The sequence below is a fragment of the Sphingomonas liriopis genome (assembly GCF_024211255.1).
Taxonomy (GTDB): Bacteria; Pseudomonadota; Alphaproteobacteria; order Sphingomonadales; family Sphingomonadaceae; genus Sphingomonas; species Sphingomonas liriopis.
The window spans coordinates 103,050-126,664 of record NZ_JAMLDY010000004.1; the positions used below are offsets into that span (position 1 = coordinate 103,050).

General features: G+C 69.8%; 24 protein-coding genes and 1 tRNA gene. 15 read left to right on the forward strand and 10 right to left on the reverse strand.

From position 1 onward, the window contains the following. Window positions 1-4: 4 nt before the first annotated feature. The 3 genes from M9979_RS04210 to M9979_RS04220 are packed head-to-tail and all read right to left on the reverse strand — an operon-like array spanning window position 5 to window position 2,813. A complete protein-coding gene (locus M9979_RS04210; protein ID WP_254288084.1) occupies window positions 5-1,087 on the reverse strand; it encodes an NAD(P)/FAD-dependent oxidoreductase in 1,083 nt (360 codons plus the stop codon). Continuing rightward, window positions 1,066-1,755 (reverse strand): methyltransferase domain-containing protein, encoded by a 690-nt coding sequence (locus M9979_RS04215; RefSeq protein WP_254288085.1) that lies wholly within the window; start codon window positions 1,753-1,755, stop codon window positions 1,066-1,068. Before M9979_RS04215 ends, M9979_RS04210 begins: the two co-directional genes overlap by 22 nt. Further along, window positions 1,752-2,813, reverse strand: a complete 1,062-nt coding sequence (locus M9979_RS04220) for a type III polyketide synthase (protein ID WP_254288086.1) — start codon at window positions 2,811-2,813, stop codon at window positions 1,752-1,754. Before M9979_RS04220 ends, M9979_RS04215 begins: the two co-directional genes overlap by 4 nt. Window positions 2,814-2,994: 181 nt before the next feature. On the opposite strand from M9979_RS04220, the gene M9979_RS04225 reads away from it, so the two are divergent. From M9979_RS04225 to M9979_RS04255, 7 genes are all read left to right on the forward strand, one after another. After that, entirely contained in the window at window positions 2,995-3,480 is a 486-nt protein-coding gene (locus M9979_RS04225) for a hypothetical protein (RefSeq protein WP_254288087.1), read from the forward strand. 315 nt (window positions 3,481-3,795) lie between these two features. Continuing rightward, window positions 3,796-4,713, forward strand: coding sequence for a hypothetical protein (locus tag M9979_RS04230; RefSeq protein ID WP_254288088.1), 918 nt, complete (start codon window positions 3,796-3,798; stop codon window positions 4,711-4,713). An 11-nt stretch (window positions 4,714-4,724) separates the two neighbouring features. Continuing rightward, window positions 4,725-5,198: a hypothetical protein gene (locus M9979_RS04235; protein ID WP_254288089.1), complete on the forward strand. Its 474-nt coding sequence runs from the start codon at window positions 4,725-4,727 to the stop codon at window positions 5,196-5,198. Window positions 5,199-5,248: 50 nt separating this feature from the next. Further along, a complete protein-coding gene (locus M9979_RS04240; RefSeq protein WP_254288090.1) occupies window positions 5,249-6,367 on the forward strand; it encodes a hypothetical protein in 1,119 nt (372 codons plus the stop codon). Window positions 6,368-6,437: 70 nt separating this feature from the next. Further along, the gene (locus M9979_RS04245) at window positions 6,438-11,432 is read left to right on the forward strand and encodes a DUF11 domain-containing protein (RefSeq protein WP_254288091.1); all 4,995 of its coding nucleotides are present in this window, start codon (window positions 6,438-6,440) and stop codon (window positions 11,430-11,432) included. After that, window positions 11,429-11,632, forward strand: coding sequence for a hypothetical protein (locus tag M9979_RS04250; RefSeq protein ID WP_254288092.1), 204 nt, complete (start codon window positions 11,429-11,431; stop codon window positions 11,630-11,632). The genes M9979_RS04245 and M9979_RS04250 overlap by 4 nt, the downstream gene beginning before the upstream one ends. Before the next feature lie 7 nt (window positions 11,633-11,639). Further along, window positions 11,640-12,239 (forward strand): PilZ domain-containing protein, encoded by a 600-nt coding sequence (locus M9979_RS04255; protein ID WP_254288093.1) that lies wholly within the window; start codon window positions 11,640-11,642, stop codon window positions 12,237-12,239. 7 nt (window positions 12,240-12,246) lie between these two features. On the opposite strand, the gene M9979_RS04260 is transcribed toward M9979_RS04255, so the two are convergent. The 4 genes from M9979_RS04260 to M9979_RS04275 all read right to left on the reverse strand — a co-directional run bounded on the left by M9979_RS04260 (window position 12,247) and on the right by M9979_RS04275 (window position 13,900). Next, window positions 12,247-12,645, reverse strand: coding sequence for a hypothetical protein (locus M9979_RS04260; protein ID WP_254288094.1), 399 nt, complete (start codon window positions 12,643-12,645; stop codon window positions 12,247-12,249). Beyond that, on the reverse strand, window positions 12,642-13,136 hold the full coding sequence (locus M9979_RS04265; RefSeq protein ID WP_254288095.1) for a hypothetical protein: 495 nt from the start codon (window positions 13,134-13,136) through the stop codon (window positions 12,642-12,644). Before M9979_RS04265 ends, M9979_RS04260 begins: the two co-directional genes overlap by 4 nt. Before the next feature lie 60 nt (window positions 13,137-13,196). Next, the gene (locus M9979_RS04270; protein WP_254288096.1) at window positions 13,197-13,703 is read right to left on the reverse strand and encodes a hypothetical protein; all 507 of its coding nucleotides are present in this window, start codon (window positions 13,701-13,703) and stop codon (window positions 13,197-13,199) included. Between the two features lie 110 nt (window positions 13,704-13,813). Continuing rightward, window positions 13,814-13,900: transfer RNA gene (locus M9979_RS04275), tRNA-Leu, on the reverse strand. Window positions 13,901-14,032: 132 nt separating this feature from the next. Between M9979_RS04275 and M9979_RS04280 the strand changes: the two genes are divergently transcribed. Then, complete coding sequence (locus M9979_RS04280; protein ID WP_254288097.1) at window positions 14,033-15,409, forward strand: MATE family efflux transporter; 1,377 nt, start codon at window positions 14,033-14,035, stop codon at window positions 15,407-15,409. Here M9979_RS04280 and M9979_RS04285 read toward each other — a convergent pair. Continuing rightward, on the reverse strand, window positions 15,372-16,139 hold the full coding sequence (locus M9979_RS04285) for an MJ0042-type zinc finger domain-containing protein (protein ID WP_254288098.1): 768 nt from the start codon (window positions 16,137-16,139) through the stop codon (window positions 15,372-15,374). The two genes, M9979_RS04280 and M9979_RS04285, sit on opposite strands and share 38 nt — an antisense overlap. 172 nt (window positions 16,140-16,311) lie before the next feature. Between M9979_RS04285 and ftsE the strand changes: the two genes are divergently transcribed. The 4 genes from ftsE to M9979_RS04305 all read left to right on the forward strand — a co-directional run bounded on the left by ftsE (window position 16,312) and on the right by M9979_RS04305 (window position 19,280). Beyond that, window positions 16,312-17,022: a cell division ATP-binding protein FtsE gene (ftsE, locus tag M9979_RS04290; protein WP_254288099.1), complete on the forward strand. Its 711-nt coding sequence runs from the start codon at window positions 16,312-16,314 to the stop codon at window positions 17,020-17,022. A 172-nt stretch (window positions 17,023-17,194) separates the two neighbouring features. Continuing rightward, window positions 17,195-18,064, forward strand: a complete 870-nt coding sequence (locus M9979_RS04295) for a cell division protein FtsX (protein ID WP_254288100.1) — start codon at window positions 17,195-17,197, stop codon at window positions 18,062-18,064. Further along, window positions 18,061-18,597: a YdcF family protein gene (locus tag M9979_RS04300; RefSeq protein ID WP_254288101.1), complete on the forward strand. Its 537-nt coding sequence runs from the start codon at window positions 18,061-18,063 to the stop codon at window positions 18,595-18,597. Before M9979_RS04295 ends, M9979_RS04300 begins: the two co-directional genes overlap by 4 nt. Continuing rightward, the gene (locus M9979_RS04305) at window positions 18,594-19,280 is read left to right on the forward strand and encodes a lysophospholipid acyltransferase family protein (RefSeq protein ID WP_254288102.1); all 687 of its coding nucleotides are present in this window, start codon (window positions 18,594-18,596) and stop codon (window positions 19,278-19,280) included. The genes M9979_RS04300 and M9979_RS04305 overlap by 4 nt, the downstream gene beginning before the upstream one ends. Before the next feature lie 96 nt (window positions 19,281-19,376). Here the strand turns inward: M9979_RS04305 and M9979_RS04310 are convergent, their stop codons facing one another. Beyond that, window positions 19,377-20,282 carry a prephenate/arogenate dehydrogenase family protein gene (locus tag M9979_RS04310; RefSeq protein ID WP_254288103.1) on the reverse strand — a complete coding sequence of 302 codons (906 nt, stop codon included), beginning with the start codon at window positions 20,280-20,282 and terminating at the stop codon, window positions 19,377-19,379. Next, window positions 20,282-21,376: a histidinol-phosphate transaminase gene (gene hisC, locus M9979_RS04315; RefSeq protein WP_254288104.1), complete on the reverse strand. Its 1,095-nt coding sequence runs from the start codon at window positions 21,374-21,376 to the stop codon at window positions 20,282-20,284. Before hisC ends, M9979_RS04310 begins: the two co-directional genes overlap by 1 nt. 61 nt (window positions 21,377-21,437) lie before the next feature. On the opposite strand from hisC, the gene metX reads away from it, so the two are divergent. From metX to metW, 3 genes are read left to right on the forward strand one after another with little or no spacing between them, the layout of a single operon-like run. Then, window positions 21,438-22,568 carry a homoserine O-acetyltransferase MetX gene (gene metX, locus M9979_RS04320; RefSeq protein ID WP_254288105.1) on the forward strand — a complete coding sequence of 377 codons (1,131 nt, stop codon included), beginning with the start codon at window positions 21,438-21,440 and terminating at the stop codon, window positions 22,566-22,568. Next, complete coding sequence (locus tag M9979_RS04325) at window positions 22,565-22,996, forward strand: GNAT family N-acetyltransferase (RefSeq protein WP_254288106.1); 432 nt, start codon at window positions 22,565-22,567, stop codon at window positions 22,994-22,996. Before metX ends, M9979_RS04325 begins: the two co-directional genes overlap by 4 nt. Then, window positions 22,993-23,580, forward strand: a complete 588-nt coding sequence (metW, locus tag M9979_RS04330; RefSeq protein ID WP_254288107.1) for a methionine biosynthesis protein MetW — start codon at window positions 22,993-22,995, stop codon at window positions 23,578-23,580. Before M9979_RS04325 ends, metW begins: the two co-directional genes overlap by 4 nt. The last annotated feature ends 35 nt before the right edge of the window (window positions 23,581-23,615 follow it).

Sequence of the window (23,615 nt, forward strand, 5' to 3'; positions counted from 1 at the left end):
GCCGTCACCACCCCACGCGCGTCGCCTGCGCGATCAGCCCGATCAGGCCGGGGGGCATCATGGCGATCGCGGCGGCGGCCCCGCGATGCTCGGCGATGCGGCGGACCAGTCCGGCGACCGCCATCGGCCGCGCCAGCTGTCCCGCGAACCGCACCTGCCATGCCGCAGCCGCATCCGGGCCGTCACGCAGGCACGCATCGGCGGCGGCGATGCCGCTGGCGAGCGCGATGCCCATGCCTTCGCCGGCGAGGGAGGGAATGACCCCGGCCTGATCGCCGAGCCGAAACAGCCCGGGCGTGCCGTGCCGCTCGCGCCAGCCATAGGGCACGTTGGCGATCGCATCGATCGGCGTGCCGGCGGAGAGATACGCCAGCCGTTCGCCCAGCCGCGGATGCGCGGCGCCGAGCATCGCGAGCAACGCCGCGGGGCTGCCCGCCTCGTGCAGCCGCGACCGGTGCACCGCCATGCACAGATTGGCGCTGCCATCCTCCTGCAGCGCGATGCCCGCATAGCCGCGGTCGAACAGGTGCAGCTCGATCCGCTCGCCCAGCGCCCGGGTCAGCACCGGCGCCGGGCTTAGCCGGACGCGCAGCCCCAGCGTCGGATCGACCCCGCGCGCTTCGGCGGGCCGGGCGAGGCCGCGCAGGTCGTGCTTGCCGGTGGCGAGGAACAGCGACTCCGCCCCGATCGCTCCGCCGTCGGCGAGCTGCGCGACCTGCCCCTCGACGCTGCGCACGGTGACGCCGGTTTCGATTTCGGCCCCCGCACGCGCGGCGGCGGCACGCAGCAACGTATCCAGCCGATGCCGCGACACGCCGATCGCCGGCCGCGGCAGCGCCGCCTCGCGCACCCGCCCGCCGGCATAGACCACGACGCGGGTCAGCCGCTGCCGGTTGAGGCTGTCGGGATCGACGCCCAGGCTGGCGATCCGGTCGAGCGTCCGCCAGCTGACGAACCCGCCGCACAAGGCATCGCCTTGCGGGTGCCGCTCGACCAGCAGCGGACGCAGGTCGCCCTGCGTCAGCCGGATCGCCGCCGCCGACCCCGCCGGCCCGCCGCCGACGATCAGCGCAGCCGTTCGACGCACAGCCGGAACGGAAAGGCGCGGAACACGCGCGCGTCGCGCACGCCCGCCGCGGCGAGCAGGGGCGGCCATTCCGCCGGCCGATACGATCGCGCGATCGACAGCGTGCCGTCATGGCGGACGATGGGGTGCCAGCGCGCGAGCCTTGCGAGCAATGGAAAGCCGGCATGCGCGACGCCATGACGGTGGAGGTCGTTGACCAGCCAGCCGCGCGCCGCCTCTGCCTCCATGAAGCGCAGGAAGGCGATCAGCTGCGCCCGCGTCATATGATGCGCGACGAGGCTGGAGATGACGACGTCCCAGCCTTGCCCGGCAAGATCCGCATAATCGCCGGTGCGCCATGCGATCGGCAGCCCCGGCGGCGTATGCGCGCGCGCCGCCGCTTCGCTGCGCGGGTTGAGGTCGACGCCGACCAGCTCGGCGGCGATACCCCGCCGCTCCGCCCAGCGCGCGATGCGGCGCAGCATGTCGCCGTCGCCGAACCCGACGTCGAGCAGCCGCAGCGTCTTCGCATCGCCCACCGCGCGGTTCAGGAAGGCCAGCGTCGGCCGTGCCGCGAGCGTCACGGTATTGACCCGCGCCAGATCGGCGACGACCGCGGCATAGACGTCCGGCGGCAGGTCGTCGGCGTCCATCAGCTCTTCGGCCTCGGCCCGCACGGCGAGGCTCATGCCGCGAACCGCAGCGCCAGCCCTTCGGCGGCAAGACCGGGACCGAAGGCGAGCGCGACACCGTCGCGCGCGGCGGGCGGATCGGCGAGCAACCGGGCGAGCACGAACATCAGCGTCGCCGACGACATATTGCCATTGTCGGCGAGCACGCCGCGCGACGGCGCCAACGCACCCTCGGGCAGCGCCAGCGCCGCCTGCACCGCATCGAGGATCGATCGCCCGCCGGCATGCACCGCCCAGAACAGGTCGGCCGCGTCTGCGCCGCCGGTGACGGTGCCGGCGAAACCGGCATCGGCCAGCGCGCCGGCGATCCGCCCCGGCACCGCCCCGTCGAGATGCATCGCGAAGCCGGTGTCGGTGATCGTCCAGCGGATCAGCGCGTCGCTGTCGGGCAACGTCGCCGCGAACGGCTGGCCGAGTTCGATCCCGCCCGCCTCGCCGGTGACCAGCGCGGCGGCGGCGCCGTCGCCGAATTGCAGCATCGCGAGCAGCGGCTCGATCGCGGCGGTTTCCTGCAGGTGCAGCGACGACAGTTCGACGGTGACGACCAGCACGCGCGCCTGCGGTTCCGACCGGACGATATGCCGCGCGCTACGCAACGCCACGACCGCGGCATAACAGCCCATGAAGCCGATCAGCAGCCGCTCGACCGACGGCGCCAGGCCCAATCGCGCGGCGATGATCTGGTCGATCCCCGGCGCGACGAAGCCGGTGCAGCTGGCGACGACCAGATGCGTGATCCCGTTCACGTCGACCTGCCCTGCCAGATCGGCCACCGCGGCGAGCGCCAGCGTCGGCGCCTCCGCGGCATAGACCGCCATCCGTGCCGCCGTGCCGGGCGCGGCGCCGGCGTAGAACCCGCCCGGATCGACCGGGCTCCCGCCGTCGTCCGTCGCCAGCACCGACCAGCGGTGCGCGATGCCGGCACGTGCCGCCATGCGCGCGAACAGCGGCGCGGTACGCGGCTGGACGCGCGTCTGCGCCCAGCCGATGAAGGCCTGATGGACGTCATTGCGGGGCACGGCAGTGCCGACGGCATGAAGGTAGGCGGGCACCATGTTCCTTTGTCACCCGTGACGATGCGGGCGGATAGCAGGAACGCAAGGGCGCGCGACAAGGATGCATGCGCCGACGACTTGGTCACTTGGCGATACTGCTCGCCATATGTCGGAAATTCTTGTCTTTTGTTTATGACGGATGATAGTTTGGACAAAAGACAACGACGCCGGGGGAAGCGACGTGCCACATGAGTCCATCGCCGGTCTGGTCAAGGACCTGACGACGCAGCTCTCCGCGATCGCCGTCGAATTCGGCACGCGGGCCGATCGGCTGGCGGATCATGCCGACGATGCCGGCGCCGACGCGGGCGATACGGACATCGCCGGGGTGGCGCCCGAACCGCGCGAACTCGCCAAGCAACTGCTCGCGCAGCGGCTGGCGCGCTTCGATCATTTCCCCGCCGAACTGTTCCACGAACCCGCCTGGGACATGCTGCTCGCGCTGTTCGTCGCGCACGAGGAACGGCGGACGATGAACGTCAAGACATTGGTCTCGAGCGCGCATGCGCCGGTCACCACCTCGCAACGCTGGATCGATCACTTGCACAAGTTGAAGCTGATCGACCGGGTCATCGACACCGTCGACCGGCGGCGGATGGAAATCTCGCTGAGCGATTCGGGCCATACCGCGGTCGTCGCCTACCTGCGCCGTCTCGGCGCCGCCTGACCTTTGCGATTCGCGCGCTAAGTCCTCGCAACCACGACAAGAATCTATTAGGTCAGCATCGGATAACCAATCCATCCGGCATGCGATCGCACCCGATGCGGGCGGGGATCGACCGCCGCATGCCTTGCAGGGGCCGAACAACAAACCGGCCGAAATGGGTGCAAGGCAACTATCGATCGCCGATTTGGTTCCGTAGTTTTTGTTTAAGCACGCAAGCCGATTTTCGTCTCCGGGCACATACCGGGGCGAAATTTGCGCAGACGACCATTCCTTGATCCACGAACGAACGGACGGACACCGGCAGCGGTAGCGGCTATGTCGCTGATCGGCGCCGCATTCCTGCTGCCCGGCGTGGCGGCGGCGGATACCCGCGCCGGCGCCCGGATCGTCAACGTCGCGACGTTGACTGCGCGCGATGGCGATGGCGAACGGACGCTGCCGTCGAACCCGGTATCGCTGACCGTCGCCGAACGGCTCGACGTCGCGCTGACCCGCACCGACGATGCGGTCCTCGCGGTCGCACCGGGCGGCGTCGCGGTGCCGCTGCTGCTCGTCAACCGCGGCAACGGGCTCGAGGCGTTCGATCTCGTCGCGCTGCCTTCCGACACCAGCGCGCGGGTGCGGCTGATCGCGATCGACCGTGACGGCGACGGCCGCTTCGATGCCGCGATCGACACGCCGCTCGCCGATGGCCGCACCCCCGAACTCGAACCCGGCGCGACGCTGCGGCTGCTCGTCGTGCTCGATCCCGCCGCCGCGGAGGTCACCGCCACGACGCTCACCGCGGTGGCGCGCGCCGCGACCGGCAGCGGGCCGGCGGGCACGATGTTCGCCACCCGCGGCGACGGCGGCAGCGACGCGGTCACCGGCAGCACCGATGCGCGCGCCGAGGTCGTCGTGCCGCTCGGCACGGAGGCGACCGCCGCGCCCGTCCTCGTCAAGTCGCAGAGCGTCCGCGCACCCGATGGCTCCACCAACCCGGTCACCGGGGCGGTCGTCACCTATCGGCTGGAGGCGCGCTTCGCCGCCGCCACCGCCGCCGCGCGCATCGCCGATCCGATTCCCGTCGGCACCGCCTACGTCCCCGGCAGCCTGACGCTCGACGCCGCCGCGCTCAGCGATGCGGGCGGCGACGACGCCGGCGAGGGCGATCCCCGCGGCATCGCGGTCGATCTCGGCGACGTCGCCGCCGCCGCGACGCGCACCGTCACTTTCCAGGTCACCATCCAATGAGGAACCCTGCCATGACCCTTCGCCTGCTGGGCGCCGCCGTCGCGGTCGCCGCCATCGCCGCACCGGCGCTCGCCGCCGGGCCGCTGACCATGACGACGCGGATGATGGTCGAGAAGCGCAGCGCCGCGGCCGACGGGACGACCCGCACGACGCTGGTCCCCGCCGTCCGCGTCGCGCCGGGCGACCGGATCACCGTCGTCCTCGCCTATCGCAACACCGGGCCTGCGCCGATCGGCAACGTCGTGCTCGCCAATCCGGTGCCGCGCAACGTCGCCTATCGCGCCGTCGCGCCCGGAACGCCCGCGCCCGACGTCTCGGTCGACGGCAAGACCTACGGCAGCCTCGCCGATCTTCGCGTCAGGACGCCCGACGGCGCGACGCGGGCGGCGGGCGCCGACGATGTCACCCACGTCCGGTGGCGCCTCTCCAGCCCAATTGCGGCCGGGCAGGGGGGCGAACTCGCGTTCCAGGCCGTCCTCAAATGATCACCCCCCGCACGAACCACAGACAAAACCACAGACAAGGAGCACGACATATGACCGCAACAGGGGCGCGGCGTTGGTTGCTGGCCGGAACGGCCGCGATCGCGTCGATCGGGAGCGCGCAGGCGCAGACCGTCAATCCCAACGCCAACGGCACGCTCGCCGGCACGACGATCACCAACACCGCCACCGCGAGCTACACGGTCAACGGCACCGCAGGCACCGCGACGTCGAACACCGCGACCTTCCTGGTCGATCGCAAGGTCAACCTGACGGTGGTGCCGGTCCAGAACACGGTGCAGGTCAATCTGGGCCAGACCGGCGCGTACACCAGTTTCCAGGTGACCAACGCGACCAACGACTATCAGGATTTCCTGCTGTCGGCGAACCAGACGATCCTGACCGGCATCCTGACCGGCACGGACACCTACGACCTTGCCGACCTCAAGATCTACGTCGATTCGAACGGCAACGGCACCTATGACGCCGGCGTCGACACCGCCGAATTCATCGACGAACTGGCCCCCGACGGCCGCGCGACGGTGTTCGTCGTCGGCAACATCCCGGCATCGCCGATCGGCACGATGGCGCAGGTCGGGTTGCAGGTGCGCACCGCCGCCGGCGGCGGCACGGGTACGCCGGGTGCGGTGCTCGTCGCCTCGGCGGTCAACCTCGACAACCAGACCGACGTGGTGTTCGCCGACGACGACAACGACGGCCTGCTCGGCTACGACGCGCTGCGCAACGGCGCCGGCTGGGCCTATGGCAGCTACGATATCGGCGTCCATGCGGTGAACCTGACCGTCGCCAAGAGCGCCAGCGTGGTCTCCGACGGCGTCAGCGCGCTCAATCCCAAGGCGCTGCCGGGTGCGATCGTGCAATATTGCCTGACCGTCACCAACGGCACGCTGACGACCCCGGCAAGCGGGATCAACCTGACCGACGTCATTCCGGCCAACACCACCTACGTTCCGGGATCGATCACCATCGGCGGCCTCGGCACCAACGGCGTGTGCCTGGTCGGCGGCTTCCCCCAGAACGACGACGGCACGCAGGCGACGGGTCCGTATCGCGGATCGTACGACGCCGGGACCAAGACGGTGACGGCGACGATCCCGACGCTGCTCGGCGGCACCTCGCTCGCCGCCAGCTTCCGCGTGAAGATCAACTAAGCCCCACCCCTCCCGCACAAGGAAACCTCCGATCCCGGCGCGGACCCCCGCGCCGGGAAAGGGACCCTGCATGCCCATCGTCCGGCCCATCCTCCACGCGCTCGCGCTTCTCGCAGGCCTCGGCACCATGCCGCCGGCCGTCGCGCAGACGCATGTCGAGAATGTCGCCACCCTGACCTGGCGGTCGGGGGCGGGCGACCGGACCATCCGTTCCAACACCGTCGCGCTCGACACCGTGCGCGGCAAGCGCCCCACCAGTTTCACCTTCCGCCTGCTGCCCAACGGCTACGTCCCCACGGGCATGAAGTGCGAAGGCACGCCGCCGATGTTCACCCCGGCGCCGATCGACGCCGCGACGCTGGCCGGTTCGCCGCCGCTCGCCGCGGTCGACGTCACCTCGCCGCTCATCATGGTCATCGATGCGGAGGGCAACAACCGCGATCCCCTGGTCCGCGAGACCGTGATGATCGATTTCACCACCGGCACGATCACCGGCAAGCTGCCGCTGCTCGAAACCGGGGCGAACACCGGCGTCTTCGCGGGCGCGGTCCCCGCCGCCAACGACCAGAGCGACCCGGCGCTGTCGCGCTGTTCGCTCAATCTCAAGCGCGGCGACCGGCTGCGGCTGAGCTTCGTCGAGGACCAGTACAGCTACGGCTCGTCCATCGACCTGCTGATCGATCCCGCCGGCTATACGTTCGATTCGCGCACCGGCGCCGTCGTCGACGGTGCGCAGGTGACGCTGCTCGACGAATCGGGCCAGCCCGCGACCGTGTTCGGCGACGACGGCGTCAGCCGCTATCCCGCCACCGTCGTCAGCGGCGCCGCGGTCACCGATGCCTCGGGTCGCCGCTACTCCGGTATGCCGGGCCGCTTCCGCTTCCCGTTCGCACGGCCGGGCCGCTATTCGCTGAAGATCGCGCCGCCCGGCGACTATACCGCGCCGTCGGTGGTCGACCGCGCCGCGCTGGCGGCGTTCCGCGACCCGGCAGGCAGTCCGTATATCATCGCCGATGCCAGCTATGGCGGCTTCCTGACGCTCGCCGACCAGAATCCGGTCTACGTCGACGTGCCGCTCGACCGGCCGGGCAACGGCACGCTGCTGCTGACCAAGACCGCGTCGGTGCGCGAGGCGTCGCCGGGCGACTTCGTCCAGTACCGGCTGCTCGTCCGCAACCGCGATTCGATCCCCGCCACCGGCCTGATCGTGTCCGATTACCTGCCGCAGGGGCTTCGCTACGAACGCGGCTCGACCCGCGGCGGCGGCGAGCCCACCGTCACCAGCGACGGCCGCAACCTCGGCTTCGCGATTCCCACGATCCCGGCGAACGGCACCGCCGACATCCGCTACGTCGTCACCGTCACCCCCGGCGCGCCGACGGGAGAGGCGCTCAACCGCGCGCAGCTATCCGGCACCGGCGGCGTGACGAGCAACCCCGCCGCCGCCTCCGTCCGCCTGCGCCCGCTGCTGTTCACCGACGCGATGACTGTCATCGGCCGCGTGACCGAGGGCGATTGCGGCGATCCCGTCGCCAGGCGCAAGGGGCTTGCCGGCATCCGCCTGCTGCTCGAGGACGGCACCTTCGTCGTCACCGACCGCGACGGCCTGTACCATTTCGAAGGGGTGCGCCCCGGTCGCCACGTCGTCCAGATCGACACCGCCAGCGTCCCCGCCAGCCACGAACCCGTCGCCTGCGACGTCGACACCCGTCAGGGCCGCAGCGCGATCTCTCGCTTCGTCGAGGCGGATGCCAAGATTGGGGGCGGCGTTCTCAAGCGCGTTGATTTCCAGCTCCGCCCGACCGGCAAGACCGCCGCCGCCATCGACGCGCTCCCCGTCACGGTCGCCTCCGATGGCGAGGCGGCGGGCAACCGCAACTGGCTGGCCGGCCAGACCCCGGGCATCGGCTGGCTGTTCCCGCAGGTCGATCACAACCCGCGCTCGCCGGTGCTGCGCGTCGCGATAAAGCACGCGCCCGGCCAACGCGTCGCGCTCACCATCAACGGCCGCGCCACCGATCCGCTCGCCTTCGACGGCACGGACGCGAGCGACGCGGTCGCGGTGTCCAAATGGACCGGCCTGCCGCTCACCATCGGCGACAATCGCCTCGTCGCGCGCATCCTCGCCACGGACGGCAGCGTCGTGCAGACGCTCGACCGTTCGGTCCATTACGCCGGCGCCGCCGTCCGCGCCGTCGTCGACCTGACCAAAAGCCGGCTCAAGGCCGACGGCCTCAACCGCCCGCTGATCGCGGTGCGGGTCACCGATGCCGACGGCCGCCCGGTGCGCGCCGGCACGCTGGTGCCGTTCCGCGTCGACCAGCCCTATCAGGCGGCGATCGAGGCGGCATTGCAACAGGGCCGCCAGCTCGCTGGGCGTGAGGCCGCGGCAACCACCGCGCGCGTCGTCGGCGACGACGGCTATGCCTTCATCGCGCTGCAACCCACGACGCAGGCAGGCGCGGTCCACGCCGTCGTCACGCTGACCGAGGACAAACAGGTCCGCAGCAGCGAGATCCGCGCTTGGCTCGACGCCGCGCAGCAGGACTGGATGGTCGTCGGCTTCGGCGCGGGGACGATCGGCTACGACATGCTCAGCAAGCACCGCAGCGCGCTGCCCCGCGCCGAGCGCAACGCGGTCGTCACCGACGGCCAGCTCGCCTTCTACGCCAAGGGCCGGATCAAGGGTTCGTGGCTGCTGACCATCGCCTACGACAGCGACCGGACCTACGATCCGACGCGGGGCCTGCTCGGCACGATCGATCCCGACCGCTATTACACCGTCTACGGCGACGGCAGCGCGCAGGGCTATGACGCCGCCACCCGCCGCAAGCTGTACCTGCGCCTCGAACGCCGCGAATTCTACGCATTGTTCGGCGATTTCGAGACCGGCTTCACCGACACGCAGCTGACCCGCTACAGCCGCACGCTCAACGGCGTGAAGGCGGCGTACGAGGGCCGCAAGCTGTCGGTGCAGGGCTTCGCGGCGAAGACCGACACGCTGTACGCCCGCGACGAGATTCAGGGCAACGGTTTGTCCGGTCCCTATCGCCTGCGCGCGCGCGGTATCGTGCCCAACAGCGACAAATTGCGCATCGAGGTGCGCGACCGCTTCCGCTCGGAACTGATCGTCTCCTCGACGCAGCTGACCCGTCATATCGATTACGACATCGACGTGAGCCTCGGCACGGTGCGCTTCCGCGAACCGGTGCTGAGCCGCGACGCCAACCTCAACCCCGTCTTCATCGTGGCCGATTACGAGGTCGAGGGCGGCCGCACCGAACGCCTCGCCGCCGCCGCGCGCGCCGCCGCCAAGCTCGGCCGCGTCACGCTGGGCGCCAGTGTCATCCGCGACGAGACCGATGGCAACGCGACGATCGCCGGCGCCGACGTCAAGGCGCGGATCGGCGCCGCCACCGAAGTCCGCGGCGAGATCGCGACGGGCGGTAAGCAGGGCCTGGGCCATGCGATCGCCTTCCTCGCCGAGGCGGAGCATCACGGTGGCGGCATCGATCTGCTCGGCTACGTCCGCCAGCAGGATGCAGGCTTCGGCGTCGGCCAGCAGAACCTCGTCGAGGCCGGCACGCGCAAGTTCGGCCTCGACGGCCGTGCCGCGCTCACCGACCGGCTCAGCATCACCGGCACCGCCTGGTATCAGGACATGCTCGCCAGCCTCGCGACTCGCACCGCGGGCGAGGCGCGGCTCGAATACCGCCGCGCCACCGGCACCGTCTTCGTCGGCGGCCAGTTCGCCTCCGACCGCGGCCTCGACGGCGGCAACCGTGATTCGCGCCTGCTCACCCTTGGCGGCAGCCAGGTGCTGTTCGGCGGCAAGCTCACCCTCGCCGGCCAGACGCAATTCGCCCCCGGCGGCGACAAGGCGTCGATCGACTTCCCCGTCCGCCATCAGCTGACCGCGGCATGGAAGGTGAAGAACGGCATCCGCCTGCTCACCGGCTACGAGATCGCCAGCGGCAAGGACTTCACCGCGCGCACCGCGCAGATCGGCTTCGACGTCGCGCCCTGGACCGGCGCCAAGCTGATGAGCACGCTGAATCAACAGGCGATCGGTGAGAATGGCGGCCGCACCTACGCGCAATACGGCCTCAGCCAGGCATTGCCGCTCGGCAAGCGCTGGTCGGTCGATGCGACGCTCGACGCGACCAGCACGGTGCGCGGGGCGCTGCCGGCGGGCGCGGTCGTCAACGCCTTCCAGCCCGTCGCCTCGGGCGGCGCACTCGGCAACGGCGGCGGCATCGGCGGGACGAGCGGCGGCGATTTCACCGCGGCGACGCTCGGCGCCACCTATCGCGCGCCGCACTGGTCGTGGACCGGGCGCATCGAATATCGCGACGGCCGCAACGACGACCGCTTCGGCATCGTCACCAGCCTGCTGCGCACGCTGGGCGAGGGCAAGACGATCGCATCGAGCCTGCGCGCCTTCCGCGTCCGCACCGCGGCGGGGGCGATGGCGACGCAGGCGAGTGCCGACCTCGCGCTCGCCTGGCGCCCGCTCGACAGCCGCTGGTCGCTGCTCGAACGGCTCGAATTCCGCCACGAGAGCGCGGACGGCGCGTTCGACGACGGCAACGTGCTCGGCGTCCCCGCCTACGGCGCCGGCGATCAGGTGACGAGCCGCGTCGTCAACAACCTCGCGCTCAACTATCGCAGCGGTCCCGAGGGGTTGGGCCACGGTTTCGAAGCCACCGCATACTACGGCGCGAAGTACGTCGCCGGCCGCTATGCCGACGACACCTATGACGGCTTCATCGACGTCGTCGGCTTCGACCTGCGCCAGGATATCGGCCCGCGCTTCGACATCGGCATCACGGGGTCGGTCCAGCATGCGTGGAACCGCGGTGTCTGGTCGTGGAGCGGTGGCCCCTCGGCGGGCGTCTCGCCGGCCAAGAACGTGTGGATCAGCGCGGGCTACAACATCGCCGGCTACCGCGACCGCGATTTCGAGGCGGATCGTTATACCCGTCAGGGGCCCTATGTGACGATGCGACTGAAGTTCGACCAGCGGACGCTGGGCGGCGCGACCCGCGCGCTGTTCGGCCGATGACCGCCGCATCGCCGACGCTCGAATGGCTCGCCCGCCATTATGCCGCGCTCGACGTTACTGTCGCGGAGGCGCTGATCGACGGCGAATCGGCGCAGGCGGTGCGCGAATGCCGGATGGCCGATGCGACCTTCTGGCAGCGCGTCCGCTATCGCTCACGCATGCTCCGCATCCTGCACGCCCCCCGAACCCGAGAGGATTGATCCGCCGATGCTGCACGAGCCCATCATGCCGGCCGCCGCCATCCCGATCGACCAGCGCAGCGGCCGGCGGCACGCCATCGTGCTGCTCGTCGGCCGGGTGCGACATGCCGATGGCGAGGCGGCGTGCCTCGTCCACGACATATCGGCGAACGGATTGATGGCGCGCTTCACCGCCGCGCCGATGGTCGGCGACCGGCTGTGGATCGAGGTGCGCGGCCTGCCGGAGGTCGCGGCGACCGTCCGCTGGGTCGACGGCTTTCGCGGCGGCGTCGAATTCGACACCGGACAGGATATCGCCGGCGTCTTCTGCCTGCGCGACGATCACGGCCACGTCGCGCGCACCCCGCGCTTCACGATGACCGCCAGCGCCAGCCTGCGCATCGCCGACCGCCGCATCGCGGTCGACATCCTCGACATCTCCCCCGGCGGCGCCAAGCTGCGCGGCGATATTCCCCTCGCCGCCGGCCAGGCGGGCAGCATCGTCCTGCCCGAACTGGAAACGCCGATGTTCGGCACGATCTGCTGGCACCGCGAAGACCGCCTCGGATTCCGCTTCGCTACCCCCCTGACGCTCGCCAACCTGTCGCGGGTACTCGGCTGCGGGTGAGGGGGGATCAATCGCCGGTCACCTCCCCCTCGTCGTCGCGCACTTTGGCCGCGAAACGGCGGCGACTGGCATCCTTGATGATCTCCTCCATCTCGAACAACACGGGATAGCCTTCATCGGTCTTGCCATTCTCGCCGTTCGGATCTGCAGCGAACAAGGCCTTGGCGCGCGCGGCGAGGCCGATCAGCGTCGCGTAGCGCTCCTCGCCCAGCTTGGATCGTACGACGGCGAAACCTTCCGTCAGCTGCTGAAAGCAATAATCGATGTCATGTTCCGGAAAATACCCGGTCTTGTCGACGAATGTCGGCGCACCCAAAATCATCGATCCCAGCATATCGTAGATTTCACTTAGAGATCCAGGAATATAGACAGCACGCTTGCCAATCGGCTTAGGGAGCATGTTCATCGGTTCATCTCCGGACGCGTAATAATGTAGGAATATCGGCCACCCAGTTGGCGAGGACGAATGATTACGACATGGCTAGGCCGAAAATCGGTATCAAAAAACCCTCTGATCTGAGCAGTCTTCAGTGTTTTTTCCGTGAGGGTTACGTCGAAGGCGATCTTGTCGACGCGGGCGTCGGGGCGTCGATAGGTCGTTTCATTTTCTGAACTTATATTCTCGCGACGATTGACACGCACAGGACCGCTGCCGCTGGTATCGATGCCAAGATTGCTATATTGTTCGCGCAATCTGGTACGGACTTGCCGATCTATATAATTACCTAGTGCTTCAGAATCCGATAGCCTCGGCTTAACGCGTCCCGCCCTTATGTGTGCTAGTCCCTGCTCATACGCGCTATCCGCCTGTAGCTGAACAAACCGGAAAGTCTCGACTTGAAGAGGTTTCGTGTCGCCCTTGATACGCAAAATCACCGCTGCACGCTGGAAGCGCAAGTCATTGAGAGCGTTACTTCGCCCTATTACCGAGGTGATCGGACCAATGCTGTCGTAATGCTATCTGGGATCGATCGTCTTGATTTCGGCGATCACATTGCGGATGTGGTTGTCCAAAATAGCACCGGCCGCCGCATCTGCCGGGCCGGTAATATCCAGTAGATTGTTTGCAGCTGCCAGGATGGTGCCGCCTGGCGTTCCTCGCAACCCGGGGAAGACATGCTCCAATGTCATCGGATCCTCAAACGCGCGACTGTTGCTTCCGCGGCCAGCCATCGGCGGCTCTCCAACGGGGCCCCTCGACTGGTTCGCGACCGCCGAGCGCGATGTGATTTCGCGGATCACGCGGGTTGCATAAGGAGCTGGTCGGCGTTTGGCATCCGGGGTGAACCTGGTGCCGCGTGCTCCTGCTAGACCGCCCGGTCCAAAAGTGAACCGGCCGTCATCGGGGTCATGCCAGGGATTGAACTTGAGTTCGACGCCGTCGACCGACCGTATCGTCGGCCAATGTCCCGTTCGCAGCCACGTCGTATAGGCGCGTCGTCGTGTCTCCGTCGATATCTCCATGCCACCGCTCCCGTCCGTTGCGGCTGGAACAGATCAGCAACATTTTCCAACAAGACAAGCGAAAACCCGCAATCGCTTGATTGCAGGTGACATATTCGCTCGGGGAAAAGTGGTGCGGCCGAGAAGACTCGAACTTCCACGGGCTTTCGCCCACAACGACCTCAACGTTGCGCGTCTACCAATTCCGCCACGGCCGCACGTGAAGAACGCCGGGCGAAGCCGGCATCTGGCAGGCGCAGGCCCCTAGCAAAGGCTTGTCGGCTCCGCAACGTCCCTTTTCGCATCGATGCGCCTTTTCGCCCGTGCGCCAAGCGGGTACCGCCGCGGCGATGACCCAAGCGCCCCCCGCCACGACGATGCGTGCCGAAACGCGGTGGCTGCTGGCGCTCGCCTGGCCGGTGGTGCTGACCAGCCTCAACTGGACGCTGCTGCAGGTCACCGACGTGATGGTCGTCGGCCTCGTCTCGACCGAGGAGGTCGCCGCATTGGGGGCGAGCCGCGCGCTGGGCTTCGTCGGCATCGTCACCGGGCTCGCCTGGCTGTCGGGGGTGCTGGTGATGGCGTCGCGCGCGGACGGAGCCGGCGACCTGCCGCGCACCGGCGGCGTGCTGCGCGAGGGGTTGCTGCTCGGGGCGCTGCTCGGCTGCGCGATCGGCGGGCTGTTCCTCGCCTGTGCCGAGCCGCTGCTCGCGCTGCTCGGCGTCGCCGCCGACCGAATCGACGCAAGCGCGCGCGTCGTGCGCGCCTTCGCGATCGCCTATCCGTTCCAGCTGGTCAACGTCGCCGCCGCCTTCTTCCTCGAAGGGGTCAGCCGCCCGCGCCGCGTCACGGTCGTCAACCTGTCGGTGCTGCCGGTCAACGCCGTCCTCGCCTGGGCGCTGTCGGCGGGGCATTTCGGCTTGCCGGCGCTGGGCGCGGTCGGCGCGGCGCTGGCGACCAGCATCGCCTCGCTGCTCGGCGCGGTCGGCATGGTGGCGAGCGCGCTGACGCTGCCGCGGGCGCGCGAACGCGGCGTGCGGCGCCGCGATGCCGCAGCCTGGTCGGCGGTGCCGCGCGGCGCGCTGGCCCTGGCGGGGTTCGGCATCGTGCCCGCGATCGCGTCGGGGTTGGAACTCGCCGGCTTTTCGGTGCTGATCGCGCTGTCGACGCAGTTGGGCGATGCCGCGGCGCATGCCTTCCAGATCGTCTTCTCGATGCACAACGTCACCTTCGCGGTGGCGCTCGGCCTCGGTTCGGCGGCGGGAGTGCGCGCCGGCAATGCGGTGGGCGAGGGGCGGCCGCAGGCGGCGGTGCGGCGCACGCTGATCGCGGTGGTGCTTGCCGCCGGCGCGCTGGGGCTGGGCGCGCTGCTGCTGGCGGGCGCCGCGCCTGCGCTCGTCGCGCTGTTCCCGGCGACCGCGGAGGTACACCGCGCCGCGACCGCGATGCTGCCGCGCTGGGCGCCGTTCATCGTCTTCGACGGGATCCAGGTGGTGCTGGTCTATGCGCTGCGCAGCCTCGGCGATCAGGTCGTCGCCGGGGTCAATTCGATCCTCGCCTATTTCGTCGTCACCGGCGGCGCGGGCTGGTGGCTGGTCCACCACGGCGTCGGGCCGATGGCGCTGGTCTGGGCGTCGGGCCTGGGGATGCTGGCCGCCGCGCTGCTCCACGGCGCGCGGTTCGCGCAGGTCAGTTGGCGGCTGCGCCATTCTCCCCGGCGAAGCTGAGCTCCAGCCGCTTCGAATTGGACGGTACGTCGAGCTTGGCCGAATTGAAGTCGATCGACCCGCCGGGGTTGAGCGTGCGCTGCTGCGGCGTGATCGTCCAGCTGTAGACGATGCGGCCCTGCGCATCGCGCAGCTCGGCGCGGATATCGGGGACGCGCTGGCGCTCGCCCGACGGATTGGTCACCTGCCCGCTGACCGCGAACAGCTCCGACCCGTTCTCCAGCTCGCGCCGCTCGATCGGATTGTCCTTCAGCCGCAGCGGCGATTCGTCGGTGCCGACCGGCAGCCCGATCCGCGCGAGCAGCCCCGGCGCGCCCAGGAACAGGATCGCGCCGATCCCGGCGATCATCAGCAGCCCCGCGGCGACCGCGATCACCGTCCAGCGCTTCGACGTGTTGCGGCGCGGGCGGAACGGCGGGCGGTGGGCGAAGGCGTCGTAATCGGGCGCGGCGACCACCGGTTCGGGTGCGACGGACGCGGCGGGGCGCGACGAGGGGATGACCGCAGGTTCGAGGAACGGCGGTGGCGCCGCGTCCGCCTCGTCATCAGCCTCGTCCGTCGGCAGCGCCTGCTGCGGCACGAGCGCGAGCGGCGGCTCTTCTTCGGGGATCGGCGGATCCTGGAACCAGCTGTGCCGGCAATTCGCGCAGCGCACGGTGCGCCCCTCCGCCCCGATCGCGCTGTCGGGCACCAGATAGCGGGTGCGGCATTCGGGGCATTCGAGGATCATGCGCGACGCTTCACGGAACGGGGCGCGGCCCGGTGACCGCGATCCCGGCGATTCTAAGCACGCCAGCCGCCCGCGTGGCAAGCTTGAAGCCGCGCGCCGCCCATGCGAAGGCTGGTCCGCAGGGCGGATGCCGCCCACGGGCACCTCAGACGGAGCGGTTGCGGCCAGGCGCATGGCAAATATCGTGCAGTTCGAAAATGTTGGGCTGCGGTATGGCACGGGCCAGGAAACCCTGTCGGACATCAGCTTCACGCTGGGCAGCGGCGCCTTCTATTTCCTGACCGGGGCGAGCGGCGCGGGCAAGACCTCGCTGCTCAAGCTGCTCTACCTCGCACAGCGCCCCAGCCGCGGCATCATCCGCCTGTTCGGCGAGGATGCGGTGACGATGCCGCGCCGCCGCCTGCCCGGATTCCGCCGCCGTATCGGCGTCGTCTTCCAGGATTTCCGGCTCGTTCCGCACCTGTCCGCCTGGGACAATATCGCGCTCCCCCTGCGGGTCGCCGGCGTGCCCGAAGAGGATATCGAGCAGCCGGTGCGCGAGATGCTCGCCTGGGTCGGCCTCGCCGAACGCGCGCAGGCGCGGCCCGCGACGCTGTCGGGCGGCGAGCAGCAGCGCGTCGCGATCGCGCGCGCGGTAATCGGCCGGCCGGAGGTACTGGTCGCCGACGAGCCGACCGGCAACGTCGATCCCGAGATGGCCGACCGGCTGATCCATCTGTTCGAATCGCTCAACAAGCTCGGCACCACCGTCGTCGTCGCGACGCATGATTTCCAGCTGCTCAACCGCGTGGCCGGCGCGCAGATGATGCGGCTCGACAAGGGCCGGCTGCTCGATCCGACCGGCGCGTTGCGCTACCCGCCGTCGATGAAGGGCCACCCATGAGTGGGGTGTGCGCCATCGGAGGGCCGCCTCGGAACGCGTCGAACCTTCCGCACCACCCTTCTGCCCGCCCCGGCGAAGGCCGGGGTCCAGTTTGGCCGGCCGCCGTACGTCATCCTGGACGTTCCCCCGACTGGACCCCGGCCTGCGCCGGGGTGGCATCGTGGGGGTGGGCATGAGCGGCGCCGACCGGCGCGTGCTCGACGAGGCGGGCGGCTTGCGCGCGATGACCTGGGTCATGGCGATCATGCTGTTCCTGACCTTGCTCGCCGCCGCCCTGGGCCTCGGCACGCGCCAGTCGGCGCAGGCGCTCGAACGCCAGCTCGCCGGCCGGCTGACGGTGCAGCTGGTCGAGGGCAGCCCGGTGGCGCGCGATGCACTGGCGGCGCGGACGCTCACCGTGCTGCGCGCTATGCCCGAGGTGCGCCGTGCGACGCCGGTCAGCCGCGCCGACCTGACCCGCCTGCTCGAACCCTGGCTGGGACGCGCCGATGCCGATGCCGATCTGCCGGTACCAGCGATGATCGACGTCGATCTCGCCACCGGTGCCGATCCGGACCGCGTCGTCGCCGCGGTGCGGCGGGTCAGCGCCGGCGCCCGCGTCGATCGCCATCAGCGCTGGATGTCGCCGGTCAGCGGCTTCCTCGACACGCTGACCTGGCTCGCGCTCGGCCTCGTCGTGCTGATGCTGGTCGCGACCGGCGCGGTGGTGGTGCTGGCGGCGCGCGCCGGGCTGGAGACGCATCGCGCGACGATCGAGGTGATGCACATGCTGGGCAGCACCGACGTGCAGGTCGCGCGGCTGTTCCAGCGACGGATCGCGCTCGATGCGGCGCTCGGCGGGGCGGTGGGCGGGATCGCGGCGCTGGCGGTCCTGGCCTTTCTGGGCACGCGGATCGCGGCCTTGGGATCGGAGCTGCTCGGCGGCATCACGCTGGGCCTCGGCGACTGGGTGCTGCTCATCCTGCTGCCGGTCGGTTTCGTCGTGCTGGCGACGGCGGCGGCGCGGGTGACGGTGGTCGGCGCGTTGAGGAAGGCGCTGTGATCGTCCGCCTGTTCGGCCTCGTCGCGCTCGCCTGGTGCCTCGGCTTCGCCGCGTTCATGCTGCTGCTGCCGCCGCCGCTGGAGGGCAATACCACCGATGCGATCGTCGTGCCGACCGGCGGCGCGGGGCGGATCGACCGCGGCATCGCGCTGTTGCAGCGGCGGCAGGCGCGGCGGATGCTGGTCACCGGCGTCGCGCCGGGGGTGCGGCCGATCGACCTCGCGCAGACCTATCGCACCCCGCCCAGCCTGTTCGCCTGCTGCATCGACCTCGGCGCCGATGCGGTCGACACGCGTTCCAATGCCGAGGAGACCGCGGCCTGGGTGCAGACGCACGGCTATCGCACCGTCCGCCTCGTCACCTCCGACTGGCACGTCCCGCGCGCGCGGATGGAACTGGCCGCGGCGATGGGGCCGGGGGTTCGCGTGCTCGGCGATGGCGTCCCCAGCACGCCGCGGCTCGGCACCTTGGTCAACGAATACAACAAGTTGGTCCTGCGCCGCGTGGCGCTGTGGCTGGGGGTGGGGGTATGAACCGGCTGCGAACGATCGCCTTCTCGGCGCTGTTCTACGGCCTGTCGGTGCCGATCGTGCTGAGCGTGCCGGTGTCGGCGCTGTTCGGCCGCGCGGCGGTGATGCGCCACGCGCACGTCTGGGCACGGATGCACCGCTTCCTCTATCGCCACGTCATGGGCATCCGCGTGGTGGTCGAGGGGCAGGCGCCGGCGGGCGCGGTCTTCTACGCCGCCAAGCATCAGGCGATGTTCGAAACGCTGGAGCTGCAGCTGGTGCTCGGCGGGCCGGCGATGGTCATCAAGCGCGAACTCAGCAAGCTGCCCTTCTGGGGCTGGGCGGCGATGCAATATGGCGGGATCGTCGCCGACCGCGAGGCATCCGCCGGCGCGCTCCGATCGATGATGCGCGCCGCCAAGGCGCTGCGCGTGGAGGGGCGATCGATCCTGATCTACCCGGAGGGCACGCGCGTATCGCCGGGCGAACGGCCGCCGCTGCAATCGGGCTTCGCCGGTCTGTACCGCACGCTCGGCCTGCCGGTGGTGCCGATCGCGCTCGATACCGGCACGGTCTGGCCGAAGCAGGGGGCCAAGCGCCCGGGGCTGGTGACGATCCGCCTTGGCGAACCGATCCCGCCGGGATTGCCGCGCGCCGAGATCGAGGAACGGGTGCATGCCGCGATCAACGTGCTGGATCGCGGATAATCCCCGCACCACCCCCCACCGTTCATGCTGAGCTTGTCGAAGCAGGGTGAGTCCCAATGCCCCTCGACAGTGGATGGGTGAGGGTAGGCAGCCGGATCAATGACTCCGCCCGAAATCGGGCTTCGCATCGTCCTGCCCCTGTTCGATGATCGACCGCCGGATCGCGCGGGTCCGCGTGAACAGGTCGAACAGCTGATCGCCATCGCCCCAGCGGATCGCGCGCTGCAGCATCGTCACATCCTCGGTCAGCCGCTGGAGGATCTCCAGCACCGCCTCGCGGTTGTTGAGGAACACGTCGCGCCACATCACCGGATCGGACGCGGCGATCCGGGTGAAGTCGCGGAAACCGCCCGCGGAGAATTTGATGACCTCGCTCTGCGTCACCTCCTCGAGGTCGCTGGCGGTGCCGACGATCGAATAGGCGATGAGGTGCGGCACATGGCTGGTCACCGCCAGTACCAGGTCGTGGTGCTTCGGCGTCATCACCTCGACCTGCGCGCCGAGCGCTTCCCAGAAGGCGCGCAGCCGCGCGACCGGCGCCTCGCCCGTACCCTCTTCGGGGGTCAGGATGCACCAGCGACCGCGGAACAGCGTCGCGAAGCCTGCCTCCGGCCCGCTATGCTCGGTGCCGGCGACGGGGTGGCCGGGAACGATCGTCGCGTGCGGCAGCACCGCGCGCAATGCCGCGAGCACGCTCTCCTTCGATCCGCCGACGTCGCTGACCACCGCGTCGGCGGGCAGATCGTCGGCGAACTCCGCCGCGACCGCCCCCATCGCGCCGACGGGCACGCACAGCATGACGAGGTCGGCATCGATCACCGCCGCGCCGGCGCTGTCGGCGATGTCGTCGGCCAAATCGATGCGGGTCGCGATGCTGCGTACCTCGGGATCGGCGTCATAGCCGGTGATCCGCACCGTCGGCATGTTGGCCCGAACGCTGCGCGCCACCGACGAGCCGATCAGCCCCAGCCCGATGATCGTGACGCGCGCGAACGGCAGCATCAGCCGGCCTGATCCGTCGCGGTGCGCAGCACGTCCACCACGTCGCGCATCTCCGCCTCGGTGCCGATCGTGATCCGCAACCCGTGCGGCAGGCCCTGTCCGGGCAACCAGCGCGTCGCATAGCCCGCCGCCATCAGCGCCTTGTACGCATCCTCCGCGGTCAGCAGCCCCTCGAACAGCACCAGCACGAAATTGGCCTTGCTCGGCACCGCGCGCAGGCCGGGGAGGGCATCGACCTGTTCGCTGAACCAGCCGCGCCACTGGCGGTTGTGCTCACGGCTGTGCGCGACGAACGCCGCGTCGCCCAGTGCGGCGATCGCCGCCGCCTGCGCGCCGATGCTGAATGCGAAGGGCGCGCGGATGCGGTGCATCGCCGCGATGATCTCCGCCGACGCGTAACCCCAGCCGACGCGTTCGGAGGCGAGGCCGAAGATCTTCGAAAAGGTCCGCGTCACCAGCACATTCGACGCGGTGCGGGCGAGCTCCAGCCCGCCGTCGTCATCCGCCGGGTCGAGATACTCGGTATAGGCCTGGTCGAGCACCAGCAGCACCGATTCCGGCAGCCCGGCGTGCAATCGTGCGATCTCGTCGCGGGTCGAATAGGTCCCGGTCGGATTGTTGGGATTGGCGACGAACACGATCCTGGTCTTCTCGGTCACCGCGGCGAGGATCGCGTCGACGTCGGTCGCATAGTCGCGATCCGCCACCACCACCGGCGTCGCGCCGACCCGCCGCGTCGCGATCTCGTACACCGCAAAGCCATAGCGGACGTGGATGATCTCGTCCCCCGGCCCGGCGAAGGTGCCCGCGGCGAGGTGCAGCACCTCGTCCGATCCGGTGCCGTAGATCAGCCGTTCCGCCTCGACGCCGTAATGTGCCGACAATGCCGCGCGCAGGTCGACCGCGGCGGCATCGGGATAGCGTTCCAGATGCCCGGCCGCCTCGCGATAGGCGGTGCGCGCGGGTTCGGGCGTGCCGAACGGATTCTCGTTCGACGACAGCTTGACGACCTTGCGGCCGTCCTCGCTGGTGGCGCGGCCGGGGACGTAGGGCGCGATGCCCAGGATCCAGGATTTGGGGGCGGGTGCGGTCATGGCAGCGGCCTTAGCGGGCGGCGGCTTGCGTTGACAAGAAGAGCACCGTAGCGAGACCGCGATGACCGGCGACGACCGTTTCGGATGCAACCGCCATGTGACGCTGCCGGGACCGCTCCGCCTCGACGGCGGCATGCTGCTGTCGCCGGTCGAGATCGCCTATGAAACCTATGGCACGCTCGACGCCGACGGCGGCAACGCGATCCTCGTCTGCCACGCGCTGACCGGCGACCAGCATGTCGCCTCCGAACATCCGCGCACCGGCAAGCCCGGCTGGTGGACGCGGCTGATCGGCCCGGGCAAGCCGATCGATCCGGCGCGCGATTTCGTCATCTGTTCGAACGTGATCGGCAGCTGCATGGGATCGTCGGGCCCCGCCAGCGTCAACCCGGCGACCGGCCGGCCATGGGGCATGGCCTTCCCGGTCATCACCATCCGCGACATGGTGCGCGCACAGGGCATGCTGCTCGACCATCTCGGCGTGGCGCGGCTGAAGGCGGTGGTCGGCGGCTCGATGGGCGGCATGCAGGCGCTGAGCTGGGCCGCGACCTTCCCCGAACGCATCGCCGCGGCGGTGGTGATCGCCTCGACCGCGCGCCATTCCGCGCAGAACATCGCCTTTCACGAGGTCGGGCGACAGGCGATCATGGCCGACCCCAAATGGCAGGGCGGCGACTATTACGGCGGCGAACCGCCCGCCGCCGGCCTCGCGGTCGCGCGCATGGCCGCGCACATCACCTATCTGTCCGAAGCGGGCCTCACCGAGAAATTCGGTCGCCGGCTGCAGGCGCGCCCCGGCAAGGAGGACGGCACCAAGAGCTTCGGCTTCGACGCCGATTTCCAGGTCGAAAGCTATCTGCGCCACCAGGGCCTCGCCTTCGTCGACCGGTTCGATGCCAACAGCTACCTCTACATCACCCGCGCGCTCGATTATTTCGACCTCGCCGAAGAGCATGGCGGGCTGCTCGCCAATGCCTTCCGCGATGCACCGACACGCTTCTGCCTCGTCAGCTTCGACACCGACTGGCTGTATCCGACCAGCGAATCGCGTGCCATCGTCCAGGCGCTCAACGCCGCCGGCGCGCCGGTCAGCTTCGTCGAACTGTCGTCGCCCTATGGCCACGACGCCTTCCTGCTCGACGCGCCGGAGATGAACCGAGTGGTCGACGGCTTCCTGAAGGGCGGGCGATGATCGATCTCGACGATGACCGCGACCGGCTCGATGTCGCGCGCATCCACGGCTGGCTGGCGTCGAGTTACTGGTCGCCCGGCATCGCCCGCGACGTGGTCGAGCGCGCGATCCTGGGATCGCATTGCCTCGGCGCGTATCGCGACGGCGAGCAGGTCGGCTTCGCCCGCGCGATCACCGATCACGCGACCTTCGCCTGGATCGCCGACGTGTGGATCGACGAGGCGGCGCGCGGGCAGGGCTTGGGGCGGCGCATGGTCGGCTGGTTCGTCGATCATCCGGCGTTCGCGGGCATCCGCCGCATCGGCCTCGTCACCGCCGACGCGCACGGCGTGTACGAAGCGCTCGGCTTCCACGCTTTGCTGCGTCCCGATCGTTACATGGAGCGGCTGTCGCCGGAGGCCGCGGCGATGCTGCGGGCGGCGCCATGAGCCTGCGTTCCGACCTCGCGGTGATCGCCGGCCATGTCGCGGAAGGAAGCCGCGTGCTCGACGTCGGCTGCGGCGACGGCGCGCTGATGGCGGCGTTGCGCGACGACCGCGGCTGCGACGCGCGCGGGCTGGAGATCGACGCGGGCAACGTCGCCTCCGCGGTCGCGCGCGGGCTGTCGGTGATCCAGGGCGATGCCGACGTCGATCTCGCCGGCTATCCCGATCGCAGCTTCGACTATGCGATCCTCAGCCAGACGCTGCAGACCGCGCGCGCGCCCGATGTCGTGCTCGACCATCTGTTGCGCATCGGCCGGCGCGCCTTCGTCAGCTTCCCCAATTTCGCGCAATGGCGCGTGCGCCTGTCGCTGCTGTGGGGCGGGCGGATGCCGGTGACGCGGCAATTGCCCGAGAGCTGGTTCGACACGCCCAACATCCATCACGTCACGATCGACGATTTCCGCGAGCACCTCAAGGAACGGGGCGTGACCGTGGAGGGCGCGTGGTTCCTGTCGGGCGACCGCCAGCGCAGTTCGGCCGCGGCCAATCTGCTCGCGCAGCACGCCGTCTTCCTGCTGCGCCGGTGACGATGACGACCGCCGCCAGCGCTCACTCGGGAACC

Coding starts and splice junctions, on each gene's coding strand:
- M9979_RS04215 (WP_254288085.1), bottom strand. CDS start 1,755: ATGAGCCTCGCCGTGCGGGCCGAGGCCGAAGAGCTGATGGACGCCGAC.
- M9979_RS04220 (WP_254288086.1), bottom strand. CDS start 2,813: ATGGTGCCCGCCTACCTTCATGCCGTCGGCACTGCCGTGCCCCGCAAT.
- M9979_RS04230 (WP_254288088.1), top strand. CDS start 3,796: ATGTCGCTGATCGGCGCCGCATTCCTGCTGCCCGGCGTGGCGGCGGCG.
- M9979_RS04235 (WP_254288089.1), top strand. CDS start 4,725: ATGACCCTTCGCCTGCTGGGCGCCGCCGTCGCGGTCGCCGCCATCGCC.
- M9979_RS04240 (WP_254288090.1), top strand. CDS start 5,249: ATGACCGCAACAGGGGCGCGGCGTTGGTTGCTGGCCGGAACGGCCGCG.
- M9979_RS04245 (WP_254288091.1), top strand. CDS start 6,438: ATGCCCATCGTCCGGCCCATCCTCCACGCGCTCGCGCTTCTCGCAGGC.
- M9979_RS04250 (WP_254288092.1), top strand. CDS start 11,429: ATGACCGCCGCATCGCCGACGCTCGAATGGCTCGCCCGCCATTATGCC.
- M9979_RS04255 (WP_254288093.1), top strand. CDS start 11,640: ATGCTGCACGAGCCCATCATGCCGGCCGCCGCCATCCCGATCGACCAG.
- M9979_RS04260 (WP_254288094.1), bottom strand. CDS start 12,645: ATGAACATGCTCCCTAAGCCGATTGGCAAGCGTGCTGTCTATATTCCT.
- M9979_RS04270 (WP_254288096.1), bottom strand. CDS start 13,703: ATGGAGATATCGACGGAGACACGACGACGCGCCTATACGACGTGGCTG.
- M9979_RS04280 (WP_254288097.1), top strand. CDS start 14,033: ATGACCCAAGCGCCCCCCGCCACGACGATGCGTGCCGAAACGCGGTGG.
- M9979_RS04285 (WP_254288098.1), bottom strand. CDS start 16,139: ATGATCCTCGAATGCCCCGAATGCCGCACCCGCTATCTGGTGCCCGAC.
- ftsE (WP_254288099.1), top strand. CDS start 16,312: ATGGCAAATATCGTGCAGTTCGAAAATGTTGGGCTGCGGTATGGCACG.
- M9979_RS04295 (WP_254288100.1), top strand. CDS start 17,195: ATGAGCGGCGCCGACCGGCGCGTGCTCGACGAGGCGGGCGGCTTGCGC.
- M9979_RS04305 (WP_254288102.1), top strand. CDS start 18,594: ATGAACCGGCTGCGAACGATCGCCTTCTCGGCGCTGTTCTACGGCCTG.
- M9979_RS04310 (WP_254288103.1), bottom strand. CDS start 20,282: ATGCTGCCGTTCGCGCGCGTCACGATCATCGGGCTGGGGCTGATCGGC.
- hisC (WP_254288104.1), bottom strand. CDS start 21,376: ATGACCGCACCCGCCCCCAAATCCTGGATCCTGGGCATCGCGCCCTAC.
- metX (WP_254288105.1), top strand. CDS start 21,438: ATGACCGGCGACGACCGTTTCGGATGCAACCGCCATGTGACGCTGCCG.
- M9979_RS04325 (WP_254288106.1), top strand. CDS start 22,565: ATGATCGATCTCGACGATGACCGCGACCGGCTCGATGTCGCGCGCATC.
- metW (WP_254288107.1), top strand. CDS start 22,993: ATGAGCCTGCGTTCCGACCTCGCGGTGATCGCCGGCCATGTCGCGGAA.